The organism is Acinetobacter sp. ANC 4178 (assembly GCF_004331175.1).
Taxonomy (GTDB): Bacteria; Pseudomonadota; Gammaproteobacteria; order Pseudomonadales; family Moraxellaceae; genus Acinetobacter.
Genome location: NZ_SJOD01000002.1, coordinates 103,432 through 127,184, shown reverse-complemented (window position 1 = coordinate 127,184; position 23,753 = coordinate 103,432). Strand labels below are relative to the sequence as shown.

17 protein-coding genes are annotated in these 23,753 nt (G+C 41.9%); 11 read left to right on the top strand and 6 right to left on the bottom strand.

Features of this window, described 5'->3' with window-relative positions; translation table 11 throughout:
- Positions 1-165: 165 nt before the first annotated feature.
- Together E0H87_RS04920 and E0H87_RS04915 are read left to right on the top strand one after the other, a co-directional pair.
- Positions 166-6,084 (top strand): DUF11 domain-containing protein, encoded by a 5,919-nt coding sequence (locus E0H87_RS04920; RefSeq protein ID WP_131322939.1) that lies wholly within the window; start codon positions 166-168, stop codon positions 6,082-6,084.
- Positions 6,081-6,743, top strand: a complete 663-nt coding sequence (locus E0H87_RS04915) for a hypothetical protein (RefSeq protein ID WP_131322595.1) — start codon at positions 6,081-6,083, stop codon at positions 6,741-6,743. The genes E0H87_RS04920 and E0H87_RS04915 overlap by 4 nt, the downstream gene beginning before the upstream one ends.
- An 84-nt stretch (positions 6,744-6,827) precedes the next feature.
- On the opposite strand, the gene ttdB is transcribed toward E0H87_RS04915, so the two are convergent.
- The 3 genes from ttdB to E0H87_RS04900 are packed head-to-tail and all read right to left on the bottom strand — an operon-like array spanning position 6,828 to position 9,686.
- Positions 6,828-7,436: a L(+)-tartrate dehydratase subunit beta gene (ttdB, locus tag E0H87_RS04910; protein WP_131264987.1), complete on the bottom strand. Its 609-nt coding sequence runs from the start codon at positions 7,434-7,436 to the stop codon at positions 6,828-6,830.
- On the bottom strand, positions 7,433-8,332 hold the full coding sequence (gene ttdA, locus E0H87_RS04905; protein ID WP_131264986.1) for a L(+)-tartrate dehydratase subunit alpha: 900 nt from the start codon (positions 8,330-8,332) through the stop codon (positions 7,433-7,435). The genes ttdB and ttdA overlap by 4 nt, the downstream gene beginning before the upstream one ends.
- Positions 8,333-8,384: 52 nt before the next feature.
- Positions 8,385-9,686 carry an MFS transporter gene (locus E0H87_RS04900; RefSeq protein ID WP_131322594.1) on the bottom strand — a complete coding sequence of 434 codons (1,302 nt, stop codon included), beginning with the start codon at positions 9,684-9,686 and terminating at the stop codon, positions 8,385-8,387.
- 244 nt (positions 9,687-9,930) lie between these two features.
- Here E0H87_RS04900 and E0H87_RS04895 point away from each other — a divergent pair, with 244 nt between their 5' ends.
- A complete protein-coding gene (locus tag E0H87_RS04895) occupies positions 9,931-10,854 on the top strand; it encodes a LysR family transcriptional regulator (protein ID WP_131322593.1) in 924 nt (307 codons plus the stop codon).
- A gap of 103 nt (positions 10,855-10,957) precedes the next feature.
- Here E0H87_RS04895 and E0H87_RS04890 read toward each other — a convergent pair whose 3' ends face one another.
- Positions 10,958-12,172: an aromatic amino acid transaminase gene (locus E0H87_RS04890; RefSeq protein WP_131322592.1), complete on the bottom strand. Its 1,215-nt coding sequence runs from the start codon at positions 12,170-12,172 to the stop codon at positions 10,958-10,960.
- Between the two features lie 167 nt (positions 12,173-12,339).
- Positions 12,340-13,737: an amino acid permease gene (locus E0H87_RS04885; RefSeq protein WP_131322591.1), complete on the bottom strand. Its 1,398-nt coding sequence runs from the start codon at positions 13,735-13,737 to the stop codon at positions 12,340-12,342.
- A 493-nt stretch (positions 13,738-14,230) separates the two neighbouring features.
- On the opposite strand from E0H87_RS04885, the gene fahA reads away from it, so the two are divergent.
- The 4 genes from fahA (at position 14,231) to E0H87_RS04865 (ending at position 17,746) form a co-directional block, all read left to right on the top strand.
- Entirely contained in the window at positions 14,231-15,538 is a 1,308-nt protein-coding gene (fahA, locus tag E0H87_RS04880; RefSeq protein ID WP_131322590.1) for a fumarylacetoacetase, read from the top strand.
- Positions 15,525-16,163 carry a maleylacetoacetate isomerase gene (gene maiA, locus E0H87_RS04875; protein WP_131322589.1) on the top strand — a complete coding sequence of 213 codons (639 nt, stop codon included), beginning with the start codon at positions 15,525-15,527 and terminating at the stop codon, positions 16,161-16,163. The genes fahA and maiA overlap by 14 nt, the downstream gene beginning before the upstream one ends.
- A 23-nt stretch (positions 16,164-16,186) precedes the next feature.
- On the top strand, positions 16,187-16,735 hold the full coding sequence (locus E0H87_RS04870) for a VOC family protein (RefSeq protein ID WP_131322588.1): 549 nt from the start codon (positions 16,187-16,189) through the stop codon (positions 16,733-16,735).
- Positions 16,736-16,966: 231 nt separating this feature from the next.
- Positions 16,967-17,746: an IclR family transcriptional regulator gene (locus tag E0H87_RS04865; RefSeq protein WP_131322587.1), complete on the top strand. Its 780-nt coding sequence runs from the start codon at positions 16,967-16,969 to the stop codon at positions 17,744-17,746.
- Between the two features lie 118 nt (positions 17,747-17,864).
- On the opposite strand, the gene hppD is transcribed toward E0H87_RS04865, so the two are convergent.
- Positions 17,865-18,917 (bottom strand): 4-hydroxyphenylpyruvate dioxygenase, encoded by a 1,053-nt coding sequence (gene hppD / locus E0H87_RS04860; protein ID WP_131322586.1) that lies wholly within the window; start codon positions 18,915-18,917, stop codon positions 17,865-17,867.
- A gap of 889 nt (positions 18,918-19,806) precedes the next feature.
- Between hppD and E0H87_RS04855 the strand changes: the two genes are divergently transcribed.
- The 4 genes from E0H87_RS04855 to E0H87_RS04840 all read left to right on the top strand — a co-directional run bounded on the left by E0H87_RS04855 (position 19,807) and on the right by E0H87_RS04840 (position 23,741).
- Positions 19,807-20,448 (top strand): YitT family protein, encoded by a 642-nt coding sequence (locus tag E0H87_RS04855; RefSeq protein WP_227547312.1) that lies wholly within the window; start codon positions 19,807-19,809, stop codon positions 20,446-20,448.
- Between the two features lie 121 nt (positions 20,449-20,569).
- Positions 20,570-21,061, top strand: coding sequence for an Lrp/AsnC family transcriptional regulator (locus E0H87_RS04850; protein WP_131322585.1), 492 nt, complete (start codon positions 20,570-20,572; stop codon positions 21,059-21,061).
- A gap of 168 nt (positions 21,062-21,229) precedes the next feature.
- Positions 21,230-22,819: a peptide chain release factor 3 gene (locus E0H87_RS04845; protein WP_131322584.1), complete on the top strand. Its 1,590-nt coding sequence runs from the start codon at positions 21,230-21,232 to the stop codon at positions 22,817-22,819.
- A gap of 97 nt (positions 22,820-22,916) precedes the next feature.
- Complete coding sequence (locus E0H87_RS04840) at positions 22,917-23,741, top strand: hypothetical protein (RefSeq protein WP_131322583.1); 825 nt, start codon at positions 22,917-22,919, stop codon at positions 23,739-23,741.
- The last annotated feature ends 12 nt before the right edge of the window (positions 23,742-23,753 follow it).

The window sequence follows — 23,753 nt, the reverse complement described above, 5'->3', positions numbered from 1 at the left end:
TGTGGATAGGCATCACTTTAGTGCCTATCCCTTTAACCTGCTTTTGCTCGGTATTGGGGTATTTTCGTGATTAAACGAGTTCAGCCGCTACAGAATCATAAGATCAAGCTTATTTTTTCAAGCTTAGCTACGGCTATGGCATTGGTAAATCATGCTTATGCTGTGATGCCTGCTGCTGGGCAAAATATTACCAATACCGCGTATGCAAGTTTTATGCAAACTGATGGTCAAATTGGTCAATCGGTTTCAAATACCGTCCAAGTGACCATCACTCCTAAATATGTGATTAGCCTCACTTCACCAACACGATTAGAAATTGATGCGGGTGCGCGAGTGATTTGGCTAAATACTTTGACCAATCACAGTAATGCACCTGCCGATATTGCGATTGATAAAAGTATTGTTCCAGAATTATCGAATATTAAAATTTATGTCGACAGTAATCAAAATGGTGAATTTGATAGTTCAGATTTACTGGTGACTGGACATTTAAGTTTACAGGCTGGGCAAAAAGTTGATTTATGGGTGGTCGCTGATTCGTCCATATCACTAAATGATAACCAGCAAGTAGACTTACCACTTCAAGCTTATGTTGTGCAAGACCCGACTGCCATTGCCGATGCGGTCAATGCTTTAATTAGTTTCTTACCACAACTCACAGCAACCAAATCGGTCGATAAAACCAGTATTGAACCACAAGTGGGTCAATCTTATGATTTAACCTATAACTTGAGCGTGAAAAATAGTTCAAAGCGTAATTCTGGTCTGCAAACCATTGACGTTGATGGTGAGACCATGAAGGCTGTGGTTTTGTTGGATGAAATACCAGCCAATACCATCTTTAAATCGGCTAAACCAACCAATTCTAAAGCGCTGGTTTTATATCCTTTAGGACAAGATAAGTTTACGCGTCAGATTCCAGCAGATAAATCTTTAATTAATACGCTGGTGGTGGCATACCCTCAAGCCTTGGCTGCGAATAGCACAGAAGCAGTCGAGTTGGTTGTGACCATGAATTCCAATGTGAGTCATGCCTCAATTTCAAACGTGTTTAATGTTGAGCATGGTTTGCTTTCGAGTTTGAAAAAAACAGTTTCCAACGAAGTGACGACAACCGTTGGCGGTAGTGCATCAATTAGCAATAACAGCAAAAATTATTCTAATATTTTAGCAACGGGCAGTCTAAATCAACCGTTATACATTGCTGCAAATAGTGCCATGTGTAATGCCTCACGTAGCAATTTAGATAAAGTCAAAATTAAAGTTCAATCGACGCTGACTGGGGATGTTGAGTATGTTCAGGGCGTGGAGACTGGGGCGAATACAGGTGTATTCCGCTTCACTTTAGCAACACAAGAAGCGGGTGCCATTCATTTGAATGACCAGATTCTACAAACCGTCAAGCGAGATCAGGTGATTGTGTCTTTGACGGATTGTTTAGATGAGAGTGGTAATTCGACCAACAGTATTACAGATATTCATACCACGGTTTTAATTGATCCTTATGGTGTCGTTTTTGATGCAAAGACCAATTTACCTGTTGCTGGTGCGAAGGTCACGTTGTTGGATGCGAAGGGTAATCCTGCTGAAAATGTGGCGTATAAATTGGATGAAACCACGGGTGAAAAAGTGGTGATTCCTGCAACGCAGCTAACCAATAGTAAAGGCGAATTTGTCTATCCTTTTGTGGAAAATGGAACTTATAGACTTGATATTGATACTTCAACAATTGCAGGCTCTACCAATTATAAATTTACCAGTGACAAGACCATTTATAATAATTTTGCGGATCGTGTGGTTGACAGCTCTTGGTCGTATGGGGGCAACTTTACGTTAAAGACGGGTGATGCTGCACTCAATATTGATATTCCAATTGATCCTGTAGATATTTCTGTACCCAGCAATGACAAATTAGTCATTAAAAAAGAAGTGGTCGGAACGAATACTGCCGAAATTGGTGATTTTAAAGATTATCAAATTACGGTGGCAAATATGGGGGATTCGACCCTCTATGATGTCAACATGAAAGATACTTTGCCTCGTGGTTTTATTTATGTTTCAGGCAGTACCCGCGTCAATGGGCAAAAAAATGCAGATCCTGAAGGTGGAAAAGGACCTTATTTGACGCTAGGTTTGGGAACGCTGACACCAAAGCAACAAGCCAAAGTTCAATACCGTGTCTATATTGGTCCTAATGCGCTGAGTGGAGATGGCGTTAACCGTGTGTACGCGCAGGACAACAAAAATACCGTTTCGAATGAAGCACAGGCCGCAGTAAAAGTCACCCCTGGTGTATTTAGTCCAGATGGCTTTATTGTCGGGAAAGTCTTTAGCGACTGTAACCGCAATGGCGTTCAAGATGCGGGAGAACGCGGTGTACCTGGTATCCGTATTTATATGGAAGATGGTAGCTTTGTGGTGACGGATCGTGAAGGTAAATACAACTTCTACGGCATTAAACCGATTACCCACGTATTAAAAGTCGACAATACGACTTTACCCAATAATGCAGAATTGGTGCTGATTAATAACCGTCAAGCAGGTGATCCAGCCAGCCGATTCGTAGATTTAAAACGTGGCGAATTGCACCGAGCAGACTTCGCGATTACTGATTCTTCAGGTGAATGCAGTCAAGCTTTGGCGGAGCAAATTGAAGACCGCCGCAGTAAAATTAATGCGCAACTGGATGCATTAGAGCAAACCTTGCGTCAAGATTTAACCGTTGATCCACTCAGCAATTCAGTTTCAGATGTACAAGGTCAACCTGCAAGCGGATGTATTAGTGCAGCAGGGGCTTCAGCCAATTGTAATATTGAATATAAAAAAGATCAGATTAAAGAGATTCAAACTGTTCAAATCGAACCAGTAAAGGCGTCAGTTGTTTTAGATTTAGAGCAAGAACTGGAGCGTTCGGAATCGAATCAACTGGCGATTTTAAATCTGAAAGAACAGCAAATTTTACCTACACCACAAGCCACGATTCAGGTTAAAGGTGCTTTAGGCACCGACATTCGTTTATTTGTAAACGATGAACAAGTTTCGGAAAAGCGTATTGGTAAAAAAGCGGTTTATCAAGAGCGTGGTGCAGCAGGCTTTGACTTTATTGGTGTGCCATTGGCGGCTGGTAAAAATACGATTGCAGTTCGTCAGTACGATAGCTTCGGCAACATGCGTGATCAGCAACAAGTCACAGTGATTGCACCAGATGCGATGAGCCAATTGACAACGCAGCCTGTTGAACAAACGGTTTATGCCAATGGTAAAGATATTTATCAGGTGGTGGTTAAAGTCCTAGATCAGCATGGGACTCCTGTTGCGACACGTACGCCAATCACACTTGAATCATCGATTGGCATGATTCAACTCAAAGACCTCGATCCAGATAAACCTGGCGTGCAAGTTTTTGCAGAAGGTGGATCTTTGGTGGTGCCAGTACTGGCACCTTTGGAAGCTGGGTCGGGTGTATTGCGTGTCCGTAGTGGGATTTACGAACAAACTGTACCAGTGCGCTTTTTGGCAGAACTTCGTCCAATGTTGGTTGCCGGGATTGTTGAAGGTTCTTTTGCACTAAATAAGTTTGATCCTAAAAATCTGTCTCAAACCTCGACTCAAGATGGTTTTGAAGAAGAGCTGAATGATTTGTCGAGTTCGAGTGATGGTGAAACCGCCATTCGTGGTCGTGCGGCATTATTCTTGAAAGGCAAAGTGCGAGGCGATTATTTACTGACTTTGGCATATGACTCAAGCAAAGAAAATAATCAGCGTTTATTCCGTGATATCCGTCCAGATGAATATTACCCAGTATACGGTGATGCATCTGCCAAAGGTTTTGATGCGCAGTCCACCAGTAAATTTTATGTTCGTGTCGATAAAGGTCGTTCTTATGCGATGTATGGCGACTATGTCACACGCACCGAAAATGACGAAGGACTTTCTTTAGGTCAGTATAGTCGTTCGTTAACGGGTTTAAAGTCGGTGGTTGAAGGTGATCGCTTTCAAGTTGCCAGCTTTGCTGCACGTACCAATACCACTCAAGTGGTGAATGAACTCCGTGCAATGGGTGTTTCAGGTCCTTATGCCTTGGGCATGGACAGCAATGACATGCTTCAAAATAGTGAAAAAGTTGAAGTGATTGTGCGTGATCGTAACAATCCTGGTTTAATTATTTCACAACGTACCTTAACCCGTTTTAGCGACTATGAAGTTGATACCTATACCAACAGTATTTATTTAACTTCACCGTTAAGTAGCATCGATGAAAATCTAAACCCAGTCTATTTAAGAATCACCATTGAAACTGATCAAGGTGGCAAAGAATATACCGTGGCGGGGGTGAATGGTCGTTATAAATTGAATGATAAAGTGACCGTCGGCGGCTCTTATATTCAAAATGATGATCCGATTGATCAGGAAAAAATTGCCAGTGCCAATACGGTCATTCGTTGGAATGATCAAACTAAACTGATTGCTGAATACGCATATTCTGATCATGATTTAATGACGTTGGATCAGCTCACCGATGTGAATGCCTCGACAACTGCAAATACCTCGGGGAATGGTTCCGCAGCACGTGTAGAACTGGATTATAAAAAAGACAATGTCGATGTGCGTGCCTATCATCAACAGGCGGATGTTGGCTTCCGCAATGCAGCATCTTCAATCAGCTCAGGACGTAAAGAAAGTGCTGTGAAACTGAATGCACGCTTAGACCGATTTGGTGTATTACGGATTGAAGCTGTGCGTACAGAAGATATTGCCAATGCAGGGGTACGTAACGGGATCAGTGCTTCCATTGAAAAAGCCATTAATCGTATTGTCAGTTTAGAACTGGGTGTTCGTTATTATAATGAGTCATTGAATGCTGCCAGTACATCCACGCAAAGCGTTGAAACACCTTACGATGGCACCACGCTTCGGGCCAAATTGAAAACGGCATTACCATTTGATGGTTCAAGTGCATTTATTGAATATGAGCAAGATGTTGCGGATAGTAATCGCCGTGTATTTGCTGTTGGTGGTGATGCTCAGGTCTATAAAAATATTCATGCTTATGCACGTCATGAATTTATCTCAAGTATTGGTGGTTTATACGAACTCAATGACACGCAAAAACGTAATACCACGGTATTTGGTTTAGACAGTCAATATATGCGAGATGGTTCGGTATTCAGTGAATATCGTGTGCGCGATGGTTTAAGTGCGCGTGAAGCAGAAGCAGCAATGGGTGTACGTAATCGTTGGCAATTAAAAGAAGGTTTATTCTTTAATACCAGCTTTGAGAAAGTGAAAGTCTTTGAAGGTGAAAATAAAGATTCACTTGAGTCTACCGCAGCGACTTTGGGCTTTGAGCATTTATCTAACCCTCGTTGGAAGAATGTAGCGCGTATTGAAGGGCGTTGGTCAAATCAAAGTGATAGCTATTTAAATACGTTGGGAACAGCCTATAAGTATTCAGATGAAGTCACGTTCTTGGCAAAAAACGTTTTAAATTTAACCGATAATAAAGCTGCCGATTCAGGTGATCGTTTAATTAACCGATTCCAGATTGGTGCAGCTTATCGTGATTTAGAAACCAACAAATTTGATTCACTCAGTAAAATTGAGTATCGCTACGAAAAGAATGAAACCACTTTAAGTGATCCGTACGAGCGTAATGCTTACATTATGTCGCATCATTTAAATTATCATCCGACGCGTGATGTGCATGTGTCGGGTCAGTATGCTGTGAAATATTTAGAAGAAACCTACGACCTATTGCAAAGCAGTGGTATGACGCAAATGCTGAATACGCGCTTCATGTATGATATTAATGACCGTTGGGATGCTGGGGTAAATGCTGGCGTCATGTGGAACAGCGTTTCCGATGGCACCAAGCTGATGGCAGGGGTTGAGGTGGGTTATCTTCTGGCGGCCAACCTTTGGGTTTCTGGTGGATATAACTTTGTTGGTTATGAAGATAAAGATTTAACCGATGGCGATACCACAATGGATGGCGCTTATTTCCGTTTCCGCTTTAAATTTGATGAGAACCTTTTTAATCAAAATAAGGCAAGCGTGAATAAAGCTTTGGAGCCTAAATTATGAAATTTTTAGGATTAAAAGCATTGCTGTTGGCTGGGCTGCTTAGCCCAGCGCTTTATGCCAATACCGAGGCCCATCAATTCACATATATATCGTCGCATCAACAGATTCAGTCGAAAATACGTGAGGCACTTGGGCAAAGTACTGAGGTAAAAGAAAAATACCAACTGGAAAAAGCGCAAACATGGCTCAGTTATGCTGATCAGTTATATAGTGAAAAGAGTAAGCCCAAAAACTTAGCAATGGTTTATCAGCAGGTGCTGAATATCACCAATACCGACAACAGAGTGCAGCTTACGACTCAGACGCCAATTTTAGCTTTTTCTCAGGTTATGCGCCGAGATTTGTGGGCTCGCATCGAAAGCATTAAAGTTCATGCGGGTTTTCAGTGTGCTTATAAAGAACTCGCTCAGGCAGAGGTGAAATTGGTTTGGGCTGCGGCTGAATATTGCCAATTAGGTTGGCGACATTCACGCGAGATTTTTGCTTCAGCAGAGCGATTGGTTGATCAGGCGGGGTATTTGGCACAGCATTGTGAAAATGACCGCTATCTCGATCAGGCTTTTAGTCCTGTAAAAATGGCTACAGTGGAACAATTAAATGGTTCAACAGGCTGTCAGGGAGTCAATGCAGCGTATTGGCCTTTCACTCCGAATCAATAGTCTGCGCAGCATTTGCTTTTATTCAGATTTAAAAAATAACCCTGAATGGAATATTTCAGGGTTATTTTTATTGCACATTTAAGTTTATTTAATAAAGCTTAATTCCTTACTGATGCGATCCAACACTGGCTTTTTCTTGGCTTGGAATTGCGTTTTATTTTGCTGAATTAAATTGTTGCCATGAGTATCAATCGAGATGATCAAAGGACCAAATACTTTGACGCGGTTAATCCACAAGGTTTCAGGCATCCCCAAATCTTGCCATTCAGCCCCTTCAATTTCTTCCACTTGAGTGGCCGCCAGTACCGCACAGCCCCCCGGGAAAATCGCATGCACTGCTTTATGCTCCTGACAGCCTGCAACGGTTTCAGGCCCCATACCGCCTTTACCAACAATCAGTTTTACACCCGTTTGTTTAATAAATTCACGTTCGAATTTTTCCATACGCATACTGGTGGTGGGGCCAATCGAGACCATTTCAAAACGGCCATCATCCTTTTTACGTACGATCGGGCCTGCATGGAAAATCGCACCGCCTTCTAAATTCACTGGAAGTTGCCGACCTTGCTCAATCAAGCGACGATGCGCCACATCACGGCAAGTAACTAAACGACCGGTCAGATACACCACATCACCAATTTTAAGATCGGCTAAGTCTTCATCACGCAGTGGGGTAGTCAGAATTTTTTTCATAGCACAACTCCTTCGTGCGACAGGATTTCATAAGACATGTCCGCATTAATTTTGATTTTTCCACGACGGTGTGCCCAACAGCCAGTATTCACAGCCACGCCAATCGTCGATGGATGGCGGGCTGAAGATTCAATGTTCACTCCCATGACACTGTTATTGCCTGTTAAGCCTTGTGGACCAATCCCAATTTCATTTAAACCTTGTTCTAGTAAATCCTCCATTAATGCAGCGCGTGGGTTATCACTTCTTGAGTCTACAGGGCGCATAATGGCCAGTTTGGACAAGCGCGCAGCGGTTTCAACAGAGGTTGATACCCCGACACCGACCAATAATGGTGGGCAAGCATTCACACCACGTTCGGTAATCACGTCCATCACAAACTCAGCCACACCTTCGTAGCCTTGACCTGGCATCAGCACTTTAGCGGCACCCGGCAAGGTACACCCGCCACCTGCCATATAAACATCAATGGTGCAGCTGTCTTGTTCAGGGACAATGCGCCAGTCTAGCCACGGAATTTGGGTACCGGTATTGGTGCCCGTATTCTTCTCATCAAAGGTTTCAACCGCATTGTGACGTAAGGGCCCTGTACGGGTGGCCTCTTCGGTTGCTTCACGTAAAATTTCCTGTAATTCACCCAACAGTGGGAAATGTGCACCCGCTTCAACAAAATATTGAATCACGCCAGTGTCTTGGCAGCTGGGACGATTGAGTCGATCCGCCGCTTCTTGGTTTTCATCCATGGAGTCGTAAATCGACTTCGCCAATGGATTGGTTTCTAAAGTTTTCAATTCAATCAGTTTACTTTTCACATCTTTAGGTAAACGTTTACCAATGTAGGCTGTAAATTTGGCCATGGTGTCCGTGAGGGACTGTACGGCAAGTTCTTTGTCCATGGGAGGCTCCTTGTAAAGCGTTAAATTCAGTCAAGCAATATAAAAATGAAGATCAGGAGTTACTCAATTCAGCCGAGCTGACTTTGTTTTTTTGAGTAAAACTTAAAACGAGAGTTAGTACGGTAGAGAGAATCAGTAGACCTGCGACGAAATACAGACCACTTGCAAAACTTCCAGTTTGGTCTTTGACCCAACCAATCATGGCTGGACCCGCAAAGCCGCCTAAGTTGCCAATCGAGTTAATGGTTGCGATACCTGTGGCTGCCGCAGCACCTGACAAGAACATGGTCGGCATACTCCACAGCGGTGGCTTAGAACAACTAATTCCGACATTAACAATGGTGAGTGCTGCAATCAGACCAAACATACTGCCAGTACCAGCTGCAATCGCGAGCCCTACGGCTGCGGTTAAGCAAGCCAATGCCACATGCCATGTGCGTTCATTGGTTTTGTCGGAGTGACGTGACCAAAGAATCATGGCAACCACAGAGATAATTGGAGGGATGGCATTCAATAAACCAACGGTCATGGAGCTGACACCCAGTTCTTTAATGATTTGCGGTGCCCAAATGCCGAGGGTGTACAAGCCTGCTGAGGTGCCAAAATAAATCAGTGCCAGAGCCAGTACACGTGGGTTGGCTAAACCGCGTAAAATACTGTGATGTTGTTGATCACCTTTATTGGCATCTTCGGCTTGCATGGTTTTAACCAACCATTCACGCTCATCTGCTTTTAACCATGCGGCTTTTTCAGGGCGATCCGTCATGTAGAAAAACACCACTACGCCTAAGATTACCGCAGGAACCGCTTCTATCAGAAACATCCACTGCCAACCCGCCAGACCCATGATGCCGTGCATTTCTAGCAGTGCAGCAGAAATCGGGGACCCAATCGCCGTGGCAATTGGGGCGGCAGCCATAAATAAAGCGATCACACCAGCACGGTTTCGTGCAGGAAACCAATAGCTGAGATAGAGAATAATGCCCGGGAAAAAACCTGCTTCTGCAACACCAAGTAAAAAGCGCATCACATAAAAACTGGTGGAGCTTTCGATAAAAGCCATACCACCGGCAATAATGCCCCAAGTGACCATGACCCGTGCAATCCAGATACGGGCGCCGACTTTATGCAGAATAATGTTAGAAGGGACTTCAAATAAAAAGTAACCCAGAAAGAAAATCCCTGCGCCAAAACCCAAAATTGAAGCGGTAAAGCCCAAATCTTCCTTCATGGTGATGGCGGCAAAACCAATATTGACGCGGTCAATATAAGCAATTAAATACAAAATCATGATAAACGGGACAATACGCCACGTGATTTTCCGTAAGGTCCGTTTTTCGATATCCATGTCCATGGCTTATCTCCATATAAGTAGCGATTACCACCCGATCTGGTATAAATACCGCAATCGAGTCTGGCGAAAAGGCTCCCCGTTGTGACACCGTAATCCTTAAACGGTGGACTTTATTATTCACTCAAGTTTCCTTGCTTGGGTGAAATATGTTGTTTGGGGGGTAACGTGATATGGATAATAGAGACTTTGCAAAATGGATGGATCGATATAAAGTTAAATCACTATTGCAAAAAACTGAATAATCATGAACTCAGATACGGAATTAGCATTTTTTTGCTTACTAATAAAACAAGGAAGTTTGGTTGCTACCGCACGAGAATTAAATTTAACTCCGCCCGCAGTATCTCGACGTTTGACGCAAATGGAAGATCGTCTGGGGGTACGTCTCCTGAATCGAACCACCAGACGCATTAGTCTGACGCATGAGGGGGAAATTTATTATGAGAATGCGCTGCGGATTCTAAAAGAAATTGAAGACATGGAACGCCGCGTGTCGAGTACGCGATTTGCACCCAAAGGTTTACTTCGCGTCAATGCACCCTTAGGTTTTGGACGTTCATATATTGCCCCTGCGATTTCAGATTTTGCGAAAATATTCCCTGAAGTGGAGGTGCAATTGCAGCTGAGTGATCGTCCAGTGAATTTGCCCAATGAAGCGACGGATGTGGTGATTCGCTTTGGTGAAATTCCAGACTCACGTTTAATTGCGCAAAGACTGGCAGCCAATCGACGTTTATTGTGTGCTTCGCCTTTATATTTAAAAAGTGTCGGTATCCCAGAAACGCCACATGATTTAACCGTCCATCAATGTATTGTGATTCGGCAGAATGAAGCGGCTTATGGCAACTGGCGTTTAAGTTTGGGTGAGCAGGTCGAAACCATTAAGGTACATGGCAATTTAAGTACCAATGATGGTGAGGTTGCCTTAAATTGGGCCTTGGATGGGCAGGGGATTTTGATGCGTGCCGAATGGGACGTCGCGAAGTATCTACGCAGTGGACGTTTGATTCAGGTGTTAGAGCAGTACAGTACCCCACCTGCGGATGTGTATGCTGTGTATTTAGCCCGTTTGCAAGATTCGCCACGCGTTGCGTATTTTTTAAATCACTTAAAGGAGTATTTGGCACAGCATGTTGATAATTTGGTGCAGCATCGAACCTTACGTTAAGCCATGCTTTTACAGCAGGAAAATAGGCTTTAATGTATAGCTACTCAGACATAAAAAACCAAGACTGTTCGTTTGAACAATCTTGGTTTTTTGGAACTAAAGATTAAGCTTGAGCAGTTGCTTTTGCTAAAACTTCAGCCATTGCTTTGGCAACGATATAAACATTGTTCATGTTTAAGCCTGCTACACAGATACGACCGCTACGTACCAAATAAATCGCATAGTCTTCACGTAAGGTATCGACTTGTTCGCCTGTTAAGCCGGTGTAGCTGAACATGCCTTTTTGTTCAACCAAGTAGTTGAAGTCACGGTCTGGAAGTGCTTTGGTCAATTCATCTTTCAAAATACGACGCATTTTAATAATACGTTCACGCATTTCTTTAACTTCATTTTGCCATTGTTGATTTAACGCTTGGTCATTTAAGACTTGGTCAACCAACCACGCACCTGTTGTAGGAGGGCTTGAGTAGATACGACGTACTGTCGCTTTCAACTGACCAAAGGTGCATTGTGCTGTCGCAGCATCATCACACACGAATGTCAAACCACCGACACGCTCACCGTAGAGTGAGAAAATTTTAGAGAATGAGTTGCTGACAATAAAGTTTAAACCTGCTTGGTCAAGCGCGCGAATTGCATAGGCATCTTGTTCCATGCCTTCACCAAAGCCTTGGTAAGCAATGTCCAAGAATGGAATAAGTTGGCCTGCCTTTAATACGGCAATCACTTGATCCCATTGCGCAGGAGTTAAATCTGCACCTGTCGGGTTGTGGCAGCAAGGGTGCAATAACACCACGCTTTGTTCTGGTAGTTGTTGTAAGCAAGACAACATACCATCAAAGTTTACACCACGTGTTTCGGCATCGAAGTATGGGTAGAAATGGGTTTTTAAGCCTGCACCATTAAAGATGGCAACGTGGTTATCCCAAGTGGGTTGGCTTACCCAAACTTCAGAATTTGGGAAGTAATTTTTTAAAAAGTCTGCACCAACTTTCAGCGCACCAGAACCACCTAAAGTTTGAATCGTTACGGCACGACCACTTTGTACTGCTGGGCTATTTTCACCAAATAACAACGCTTGAATTGCATCGCGGTAAGGTTTGAAACCTTCCATTGGCAAATAAAGTTTAGTCTTGTTTTGTTTTGGCTCAAGACGCTTCTGCGCTTCCATGATTGTTTCAAGCTGAGGCACAATACTGTCTTCGTTATAGTAAAGACCAATACTTAAATTGACTTTACCTTCACGTGGATCGGTATTGAACTGTTCCATAAGCGACAAAATTGGGTCGCCAGCATAAGGAGGGATATGTTGAAACATTTAAAAAATCCTTGTTTGTTGCAGCTAGGGTCAAACTGTTCGCGCTTCGCATCGCCCAGTTAAAGTTGGTGATAACTTAAGCCGATTCACATCAGATTTGCAAGACCAGTTTCTTCCAATCTGATTCTGGTCTTACATGGGGGAGGAACAGCTTTTATTCAATAGGCTTATTTAAAAGAACTATCGGGGGTTAGTAATAAGGTTGTATCAGCAAGTTTGCTTTTACGTTGCTTCATCCAATAAGCCAAACTTAAACAGCCGACCCAAGCAGGAATCATATACACCGCGATACGCATGTCAGGAGTCAGGCTCATAATGACTAAAATACCCAACATAAATGCAATGCACAGATAATTAGTAAATGGATAAGCTAAGCTAGGGAATAAACTGGTTTCTTGCTGTTGTTGTAGGCTCTGACGGAATTTTAAATGGGTGATTGAAATGACCACCCAATTAATCACAATAGCAGCCACAACTAACATCATTAGTAAACCAAAGGCTTTTTCTGGGAAGAGATAATTGAGTAGAACACACAACGCAGTGACTAATGCTGAAATAAGGACGGCATTGACAGGAATGCCGCGAGAATTAATTTTTTTAAAGAATTCCGGTGCATTGCCTTGTTCTGCCAAACCAAGCAACATACGGCTACTACAATAGCTGGTGCCGTTATAGACAGAAACCGCAGCCGTTAAAATCACAAAGTTTAATGCGGTGGCAACGCCTTGGCTGTCAAGCGAAGCAAATACCATAACAAATGGACTGCCGCCTTGTGCCATTTGGTTCCAAGGGAATAGGGCTAACAGCACTACCAAGGTTAAGATATAGAAAATTAAAATGCGGTAGATAATTTGATTGACTGCTTTGGGTAAGGTTTGTTGTGGGTCACGTGCTTCTGCAGCGGTAATGCCGAACAGTTCAATACCACCAAAGGCAAAAATAATTGCTGCCATCGCCATGACTAAACCGCTAACCCCATTTGGGAAGAAACCACCGAGTGCCCAAAGGTTGCTAATTGCCGCTTGTGAGCCTGCGCTACCTGTTGCCAGTAAGTAAGAGCCAAAACCAATCATGGCGACAATGGCGAGAATTTTAATAATAGAAAACCAGAACTCCATTTCGCCAAACAGTTTCACGTGGAGCAAGTTAATGACATTAATTAAAATAAAGAAGCCAAGTGCCGACATCCAAGTTGGAATTTCGGGCCACCAGTATTGAACATAGAGTCCGACCGCGCTGAGTTCTGCCATACACACTAGAATATTGAGAACCCAATAGTTCCAGCCCGACATAAAGCCCGCAAAACGCCCCCAATATTTATTGGCAAAATAGCTGAAAGAACCACTCACAGGCTCTTGGACTACCATTTCTCCGAGTTGACGCATCATTAAAAATGCAATGAGTCCAGCAATGGCATAGCCCAGAATAACGGAAGGACCTGCCAGTTTGATAGATTGAGAGATTCCAAGGAATAGACCCGTACCGATTGCACCGCCTAGGGCAATCAGCTGGATATGACGGTTGGATAAACCGTGCTTGAGCTTACCGTGATCATTGTGTGACATATGATTATTCTCATCCTTGTCGTGTAATTATTTCCTAATAAATTACGTATATCATAAATTGATTAAAAAATAATATACAAGTGAAACACCTAATTATTTTTTATTTCTCTTAAAAATAAGAAACTTAGGTGCTTATTTCTATCTGATGATCCCTATAAAACAGCCTTGTTTTTATAGTTATGCACCAAATATGAGCATTTATTGTAGCGAGTTCATCGGGGTTTTCTAGCCAAAAGTGTTGTTTAAAACAGCAGTTGAATGCAGTGTTTAACTGAACGAGAGACAACAAGAAATAATTAAATTATGAATAAAGTAATTAAATTATATATTGCGTAATTTTATAAATTCAGTATGATGAAATGAAATTGATACAGTTGTCGTAGTGGATTGGATGTTTACTTTTATTTAATTTGTTGATTTTTATAAAAGTAATAAATTTTCATCAATACGATCAAGTGAAGCGTGTAGAGAAAACAACAAGGATGACATCATCATGAACTCACAATTGAGCTGTTTTATTCCTGTTTCAGCCCATTCAGATTTCACCATTCATAATTTGCCTTATGGCATTTTTAGTCGTTGCAAGGAAGGCGAACGACGTGTTGGTGTTGCGATTGGCGAATGGATTTTAGATTTAGCTGCTTTAGAGCAGGCAGGCATTCTGCGTCTGAGTGAACATGAGTGCTATTTTAATCAGCCAAGTTTGAATAAATTTATCGAATCAGGTTCAAGCAACTGGCAAAAAGTACGTCGTGAATTACAAGTATTACTGGCACTGGATAATCCACGTTTACAGCATGATGTAGAATTACAGCAACAGGTACTCTATAAACAGCAAGATGCCATCATGCATTTGCCTGTACAAATTTCGGGTTATACCGATTTTTATTCTTCTAAAGAACATGCCACGAATGTGGGCTGCATGTTCCGCGATCCTAAAAATGCTTTATTACCGAATTGGAGCGAATTGCCTGTTGGCTATAATGGGCGTGCCAGTTCGGTGGTAGTGAGCGGAACAGAGATTGTTCGTCCATCGGGGCAAATCAAATTACCAGAACAAGAGCGACCAGTTTTTTCAGCGACACGTAAGTTGGATTTTGAATTAGAAACAGCCTTTATTGTGGGTAAACCGAGTCGTTTAGGTCAGCCAATTCATATTGAAGATGCTGAAGCGCATATCTTTGGTATGGTGCTCCTCAATGACTGGTCGGCACGAGATATTCAACAATGGGAGTATGTCCCTTTAGGTCCGTTTAATTCCAAAACCTTCGCGAGTGCTATTTCACCGTGGGTGGTGACCATGCAAGCTTTACAGCCATTTAAAGTACAGGGTCCTGTACAAGAGCCACGTCCATTGGCGTATTTACAAGAAAGTGTCGAAAGCAGTTATGACATTCAGCTTTCGGTAGAAATTCAAACACCTCAAAATGACAGTGCGGATGTAATTTGCCAAACCAACTTTAAATATATGTACTGGTCAATGGCACAGCAGTTAACGCATCACACCATTGCTGGTTGTAATGTCAATGTCGGCGATTTGATGGGCTCAGGTACGATTTCGGGCACAACGAAAGACTCATATGGCAGTTTGTTGGAACTGACTTGGAACTCGACTGCACCTTTAACCTTAGCCAATAGTGAACAACGCAGTTTTGTACAGGATGGTGATACGGTCATCATGAAAGGTCATGCAGAAAAAGAGGGCATACGCGTGGGCTTTGGTGAAGTACGAAATACCATTTTACCTGCTTTAAGTTTTGATTTTGCTGAAACAGTGCAGGTACAGCATGAAACTGTATAGCTATTTTCGCAGTTCAGCAGCCTTTCGTGTGCGGATTGCCTTAAATTTAAAAGGCTTGAGTTATGACACACAAGCGGTGCATTTGCTGAAACAGGGGGGCGAACAACACTCGGCTGAGTACGCAGCAATTAATCCGAGTGAGTTGGTGCCAACTTTGCTGGATCAGCAGTATGTGTTGACGCAATCACTGAGCATTCTTGAGTATCTGGAAGAAGCCTATCCGAAGATTGCTTTGTTGCCTCAGAATTTACAACAGCGTGCGCAAATTCGTGCTTTTGCCCAGTACATTGCTTGTGAAATTCATCCTCTGAATAACTTAAGAGTGTTGCAGTACTTAGAGCAGACACTTGAGGTGAGTAATAGTGAAAAGACGGCATGGTATCAACACTGGATTAAGCTTGGTTTTCGTAGCCTAGAGCAACAACTACAGCATTCTAATGGTGAATACTGTTTTGGCGAACAGCTGAGTTTTGCCGATTGCTGCCTGATTCCACAAGTGTATAACGCCAAACGCTTTCAAATAGATTTAACGGAATATCCAAAAATCCAGTCGATTTATACGCACTGTATGCAGTTAGCTGCTTTTCAGCAGGCTGCACCAGAACAACAAGCCGATTGGGAATAAAAAACAGAAAAAGGAGTTTGATTATGAGTTTTGCCATTAAAAAAATTCACCACGTTGCCTACCGTTGTAAAGATGCCAAAGAAACGGTGCTGTGGTACAAGACCATGTTGAACATGGACTTTATTTTAGCCTTTGCTGAAGATCATGTGCCGTCCACCAAAGCATTTGATCCCTATATGCATTTATTTTTAGATGCAGGTCAGGGCAATGTCTTAGCATTCTTTGAGTTGCCAACGCAACCTGAAATGGGCCGTGATGAAAATACCCCAGCTTGGGTGCAGCACATTGCCTTTGAAGTTGAAGACTTAAATGCTTTATTGGCTGCCAAAGCCCATTTGGAAGAACAAGGGGTGAAAGTGCTTGGCATTACCAATCACGGTATTTTTCATTCGATTTATTTCTTTGATCCGAATGGTCATCGTTTAGAGCTGACCTATAACGATGCGCATGCTGATGAGAAAATCGCGCGAATTACAGAAGAGATGAAACTGGAAATGCTAGATGAATGGAGCAAAACCAAACGCGCACCACAACATACTCATTTTTTACATGAAGAAGAATTAGGTGCTTAAACCAATTTTTTGATTTTTTAGTTTTACCCTTGACTGCATTTTTGACCGAGTGCAGTTTTTTTTTTTTTGCTGTGAGTGATCGTCTGATGAGCTTTGACACTAAATGTCATTTAAAAAGATGATTTCAGTTTTTTATAAATCTCAGGCATGATGTCACGGACCAATGTGTCCTTGTGTAGTCACACAAAACTAAATAAATGATTGAAAAAATGACCTTTAAAGAGCGCGTCAATGGTTGAAGAAAAGTTATCAGGTGGGGTGCAATCGCTTGAAGTGGGTTTGGCGGTGTTAAATGCACTGGTCGAGCATAATCAACCGATTATTCTCAAAGATTTATCGCACAAGCTGAGCATGCATCCAGCCAAAGTTCACCGCTATTTGGTGAGTTTGATCCGCATGAATTACGCCAAACAACTGGACGATGGTCAATATGCACTGGGTGATCAGGCTTGGCGTTTGGGTTTGAACTGTATTCAACATACCGATGCCTTACAACAAGTCCAATCGATGATTTATGCTTTACAAGCCAAGATTGGCTGTAGCATTCAAATTAGCAAATGGTCACCGCGAGGGCCTTTGGTGGTGCAATCGCTTGAATCGAATCATCCGATTGCAATTGTGACCAAAGTCGGCTCAATTATGCCATTGGTTAACTCTGCATCCGGACGTGTCTTTGCTTCGTATTTACCTGAAAGTGTCATTCGCACTTTAATGCAGGAAGAATGGGACAAGGCGGCCGCTTTAGGTTTGGCACTTAAACCTGCCAACTGGGATGAATTTACCCAATTAAAACAGCAGATTCGTACTGAACAGATGGCTTTGGCGAAAGGAGATTTGCTGGTGGGCATTAATGCGGTGGGTTTACCTGTATTTAATGCACAAGGACAGATAGAGTTTTCTGTGGTCGCCATTGACAGTGAAACGTTTCTGCCTTTGAACACGGGCAGTGAAAAAGTCCAATTGTTGCAGCAAGAAGTGGCTGCGATTAATCGGTTTATTCAAGCCCGCTAAGATGGCTTGTGCAACATGCTAAAAAGGCGACTGAATTCAGTCGCCTTTTTTGTGAGTGAAACATGCTTAAATGGGTTCACATGTTTCGCTCGTTTGTATTGCAGTTTAGACAAGTTGCTTAAACTTGAAGTACCCCACGACGGATTTGATCACGTTCAATTGATTCAAATAGGGCTTTAAAATTACCCTCACCAAAACCGTCATCCGCTTTACGCTGAATAAATTCAAAGAATACAGGCCCAAGCATATTTTCAGAGAAAATTTGCAAGAGTAGTTTCTTCTCGCCATTTTGAGTTGAGCCATCCAGTAAAATGCCACGTTGCTGTAACTCATCTGTTGGCTCACCATGATTTGGCAAACGCTCAGGTAGCATTTCATAATACGTATTGGGTGGCGGAGTCATGAATTTCATGCCAAGGGCTTTCAGTTTGTCCCAAGTACCAATCAAATCATCGGTAATAAAGGCAATGTGTTGAATGCCTTCGCCATTAAAGTCGGCAAGGAACTCAGCAATTTGACCATTACCTTTATCTGAATCTTCATTCAATGGAATACGAATTTTGCCATCAGGTGCAGTGAGTGCTTTAGACGTTAAACCTGTGTATTCACCCTTGATGTCAAAGTAGCGAATTTCTTGGAAATTGAAGATTTTTTCATAAAAGTTCGCCCAATATTCCATGCGACCTTTGTAGACATTATGGGTTAAATGGTCAATTTCATTAAGACCTGTACCCGCTGGGTGCGGGTTTACACCATCAATAAACTCAAAATCATTTTCATAAATATCACGGTCAATCAGGAAAATGGGCATACCGCCAATGCCTTTGATGGCTGGAATATTGAGTTCCATTGGGCCTGCTTGGCTATAAATCGGTTCTGCACCTAATTCCAATGCTTTTTGAAAGGCTTTGGCTGCATCGCGGGTTTTAAATCCCATGGCACAAGCGGAAGGGCCATGTTCTTTATAAAAATAAGAAGCATAAGATTCTGGCTGATAGTTCAAAATAATATTGATATTTCCTTGACGCCATAAGTACGCATTTTTAGATTTATGCTTTGCGACTTTGCTAAAACCAATGGTTTCAAAAATTGGATCGAGATCATTTTCCTTTGATACAAATTCAATAAATGCAAATCCACATAATTCTAATGGGTTTTCTAAAATATCCATCTTATTTCCCTCTTGTCATGTAAGGACGAGTCCAATGTTCAGGCGGTTTGGGATGTGAGGAACGGCAGAAAAACCCGTAAGTTTCTCAATCTTCAGCAGGGTACATGCAGTGGCATGACCAAGTTCCAACGTTCAATTACACATCCTGTGTGGCTTATATGATGGTGCTGTGGAATACCGCATCTTCATTCACTGTAGGGCTCTTTTAGTTTTACAGTGGTTTTCTCTGATGTTGTGATATTCCCTTCACCGATCATCTGTTTAACTGTGCTATTTGTGCATCAAAAAGGTGCACATTGGCTACTTTATGTTGAGAACAGCTTACTAAATCCAATTTAATTATGCAATACATAATTAAATTATGTTATTTGTAATTTTATCGTGCGGTCTCTACGCTTATCTTTTGCAGAATTCTAGATTTGGAAAAAACCTTTTCTTGCACAGTACAACAATTGGATTTGAATAAAATTTTTAAAAATCAAAAAACTATAAATCCATCCTTGCCATCAGCTCTTCAAAAAAATGGTTGGTTCATTGGGTTTCTTTCCAATTCTGAGTCGCACAACAGTCATTTCACCATTTTATTAAAGCATGCTTAGCCTATGTGTATAATCTATAATTATTAAAATATGCAACAAAATTGTGCATAAATATAATAAATGCACCACAATATGCATTAAAAATAAAATAATGCATGATTTGTGATTATTGTGCGGTGATTAAACCATGCAAATTTAATGCTAAATTTCAAGAAAATGTTTCGATATGAATCTGTAAATGGCTGGATTTAATAAAATAAAAAATCTTATAAGGTTTAATAATGCGTATTTATTTTATTTAGGTATGTAAATTGCATTAATTTTGCATATTGTATGTCTTGGATTTTCTTATGGACAACCAACCTTTATCAAATCCTGCCGTTTTGGCAACTCTCCCAGCGCCTATGTCACATTCAAAAGTAGAAGATGTCGTAGCACTTTTTATTGGCACCTTCCTGTTGTCTTTTGCAATTAATATCATCCAACAGGGCGGTATTATGACAGGTGGAACCGCAGGTTTAGCACTCCTGCTACATTATGTATTTAATGTGTCTTTCGGTACTTTATTCTTCTGCATCAATATTCCATTTTTCTATTTAGCCTATCAAAAAATGGGGCTGCAAGTGGTACTTCGAACCATAGCGGCCATTGGTTTAGTTTCATGCTTTACAGAAATCAATCCGACTTTTTTTAGTCTAGAGAATATCAATCCAATTTATGCCTCCTTAATTGCCAACATTATTTTAGGGGTTAGTTTCCTCATTTTGTTTCGCCATAAGTCGAGTATGGGGGGCATCAATTTATTGGCCATGTTCCTGAATGAGAAATACAATATTTCTATGGGGAAATTTCAAATGTTTGTGGATATCAGCATTTTGATAGCATCGGCATTTTTTGTTGATTTGAATTTACTCATAATCTCGATTATGGGAGCCGTGGTGTTGAACTTGATTATTGCGATGAATCATCGTAAAGATCGTTACGTTGCTTAATCTGCATAGTTATGGGGGAGCGGCAAATCGAATTTGTTTTTCCCTCATTGTTTCGATAAAGTAGTTTGCAGACAAAAACGCGCTTTTTCAGCAGTTTGATAACAAAATTCTAGGATAGATGATGAGCGATGAACTGGACGATTACGATCGTAAAATTATTCAGCAATTACAGCAAAATGGTCGTTTAACCAATCAAGAGCTGGCAGAGCTGATCGGTCTTTCGGCTTCCCAATGTTCGCGTCGTCGTGCAACACTAGAACAAAAAAAGATTATCACAGGCTACTATGCACAAATTGCGCTGAAAGCCGATCCATCGCCGATTACTGGCATGATTGAGGTCAGCATTCGCAATCATTATGATGCTGGTTTTGAAAAGTTTCTGGAATTTATTTTGGATGAGCCGCGCATTCGTGATGCCTATAAACTCACAGGGACATCAGACTTTTTACTTAAAGTTGCGGTGAAGAATTTAGATGAAATGTCGCAATTGATCAGTAAAATTTCATCGCATCAATTTCAGATCAATGACATCACCACTTCAATTGTGCTGGAAAAACTCAAAGAAAACTCGATTGTATTGTCCAATCCCGTAACAAATACAGAAGTGCTTTAACTCTCTGGTTGGGTTTTGTCTGATTGCAGGCAAAACCTTTCAGTATGAAATGAATAGAAGAAAAACGATTCTTACGCTACAATTGAGCCTATTTTTGTCTCACCTGACAGTGGTATGCGGCACGTAATTTGCGTGGGCATCGCTGTGTACTAATTGCAGATTTCCCCAATGTTCAAAGATCAATTATTGAAAGAAGTTCAGGCACGCCGAACCTTCGCGATTATTTCCCACCCCGATGCGGGTAAAACTACCATGACAGAAAAACTGCTGTTATGGGGTAAGGCTATTCAGGTCGCGGGTATGGTAAAAAGCCGTAAATCGGACCGTGCTGCAACCTCAGACTGGATGGAAATGGAAAAAGAACGCGGTATTTCCATTACCACGTCGGTGATGCAATTCCCTTTTAAAGACAAGATGATCAATCTTCTAGATACGCCAGGACATGAAGATTTCTCGGAAGATACGTACCGTACCTTAACCGCGGTAGACTCGGCACTCATGGTGATTGACGGTGCAAAAGGGGTCGAGGACCGAACCATCAAATTGATGGAAGTCTGTCGTATGCGTGACACACCGATCATTTCATTTGTGAACAAAATGGACCGTGAAATCCGTGAGCCTTTAGAGCTGTTGGATGAAATTGAAAACGTTTTAAAAATTAAATGTGTACCTATTACTTGGCCATTGGGCACGGGGCGTGACTTCGCTGGGGTGTTTAACCTGATCGAAGAAAAATTTTATGTGTATAAAGCGGGCTTTGGTTCGACGATTACCGAGATTGAAATCAGAGATGGTTATGATCATGCCGATCTACGTGAAAAAGTGGGTGAGTTGGCTTGGGCAGCATTTGAAGAGTCTTTAGAGTTGGTACAAATGGCCAATGAGCCATTGGATCGTGAAGAGTTTCTGGCAGGGCGTCAAACCCCTGTGTTGTTTGGTACAGCACTGGGTAACTTTGGTGTTGATCATGTTCTCGATGCCTTTAGTAACTATGCGCCTGAACCGAAAGCCCACCCGACTCAAGACCGTAAAGTAGAAGCGACTGAAGAGGGTTTCACTGGTTTTGTCTTTAAAATTCAAGCCAATATGGATCCGAAACACCGTGACCGTATTGCTTTTATGCGTATTTGTTCAGGCAAATATGAAAAAGGTTTGAAAATGAAGCATGTGCGCTTGGATAAAGATGTTCGTATTAGCGATGCTTTGACCTTCTTGGCAGGGGATCGTCAACATCTAGAAGAGGCATGGCCGGGCGATATTATTGGTTTGCATAACCATGGGACCATTCAAATTGGTGATACCTTTACTTCGGGTGAAAAACTACAATTTACAGGTATTCCGCACTTTGCACCGGAAATGTTCCGTCGTGTACGTTTGAAAGATCCTTTAAAGTCGAAGCAATTACAAAAAGGCTTAAAAGAACTTTCAGAAGAAGGTGCAACACAGGTGTTCATGCCACAAAACAGCAATGACCTGATTGTGGGGGCGGTGGGTGTACTTCAGTTTGAAGTGGTTGCGTACCGTTTGAAAGAAGAATACAAAGTTGATTGTGTTTATGAGCCTGTAAGCATTAACACAGTTCGTTGGGTCTCTTGTGATGATGACAAGAAATTCAATGAATTTAAGAAAAAAGCACACGATCAACTTTCTGTCGATGGCGGTGGGCACTTAACTTATCTTGCGCCAAGCCGTGTGAACTTGCAGTTAATGCAAGAGCGTTATCCAGACATCGTGTTCCGTAATACGCGCGAGCACTAAAGTAAACAAAACAGCCTCTTTTCGGAGGCTGTTTTTACATGGTATTTCTTTTTTTATTGGTGACGTTGCCGTTGAGGTAGCCTAGCGTGTGGTCGACATGAACAACAACAAAATCATTCAAATTGCTCTTTTGCTGTGTGGAGGACTTTCTTTGTCCGCTTGTGATTCATCGAAGCAGCCACAAGATGAACAACAAAAATCAGCAGCCTCTATTTTTAAGCAAGATCAAGCGGAAGTACTGCCTTATCTGCATATCAAACAGCAGCCTGCAAAAATTGCGTTGCCCTTCTGTGAAACGAAAAATTGCATTGATATTGATATTCAAACCCTTGAAACCCAAGACCAGTGGTTGAATAGTTGGATGGCGAAAACCCAAGCCATGGTGATTCAAGATCAAATTGGCTTAAAGCAAAACATGAGTTTGCAACAAGCGATTAATGCCTATGTGAAAAAATCGGATGATTGGCAGGCAAAATACTCAAAGAATCCTGCTTATCAATTGGCACTGTATACCCGTATTGCCTATCAACGAAATCAATATGTGTTGTTACAAGTGGGCGTCAACAGTAAACAAGAAGACATTAAGATTGACGAGCGTTATTACTTTGCTGTCGCAGATCGAAAATTGCAGAAAGGTGTGTCCTTACTTGACATTGTTGAGCCAAAGCAGCAAGTTTATATGAACGAGATTGTGCAAAAAGCCTATTTAGATTGGTTAAAACAACAAACGGCTGAAGCAAGACAGAAGGCACCGAAAAAATTGTATTGGGGACAAGCCGATTGGTTCTTTGACAGTGAAGGTATTGGCGTACATTACCGTAGCCAGCAAATTGTAGAAGAGGGTAAGCAATTGGACATTTACTTAAGCAAAGCACAAACACAACAGGTTTTAAAAGCAGATACCTATCAGAATATGTTTTAGTCAACGGGATTG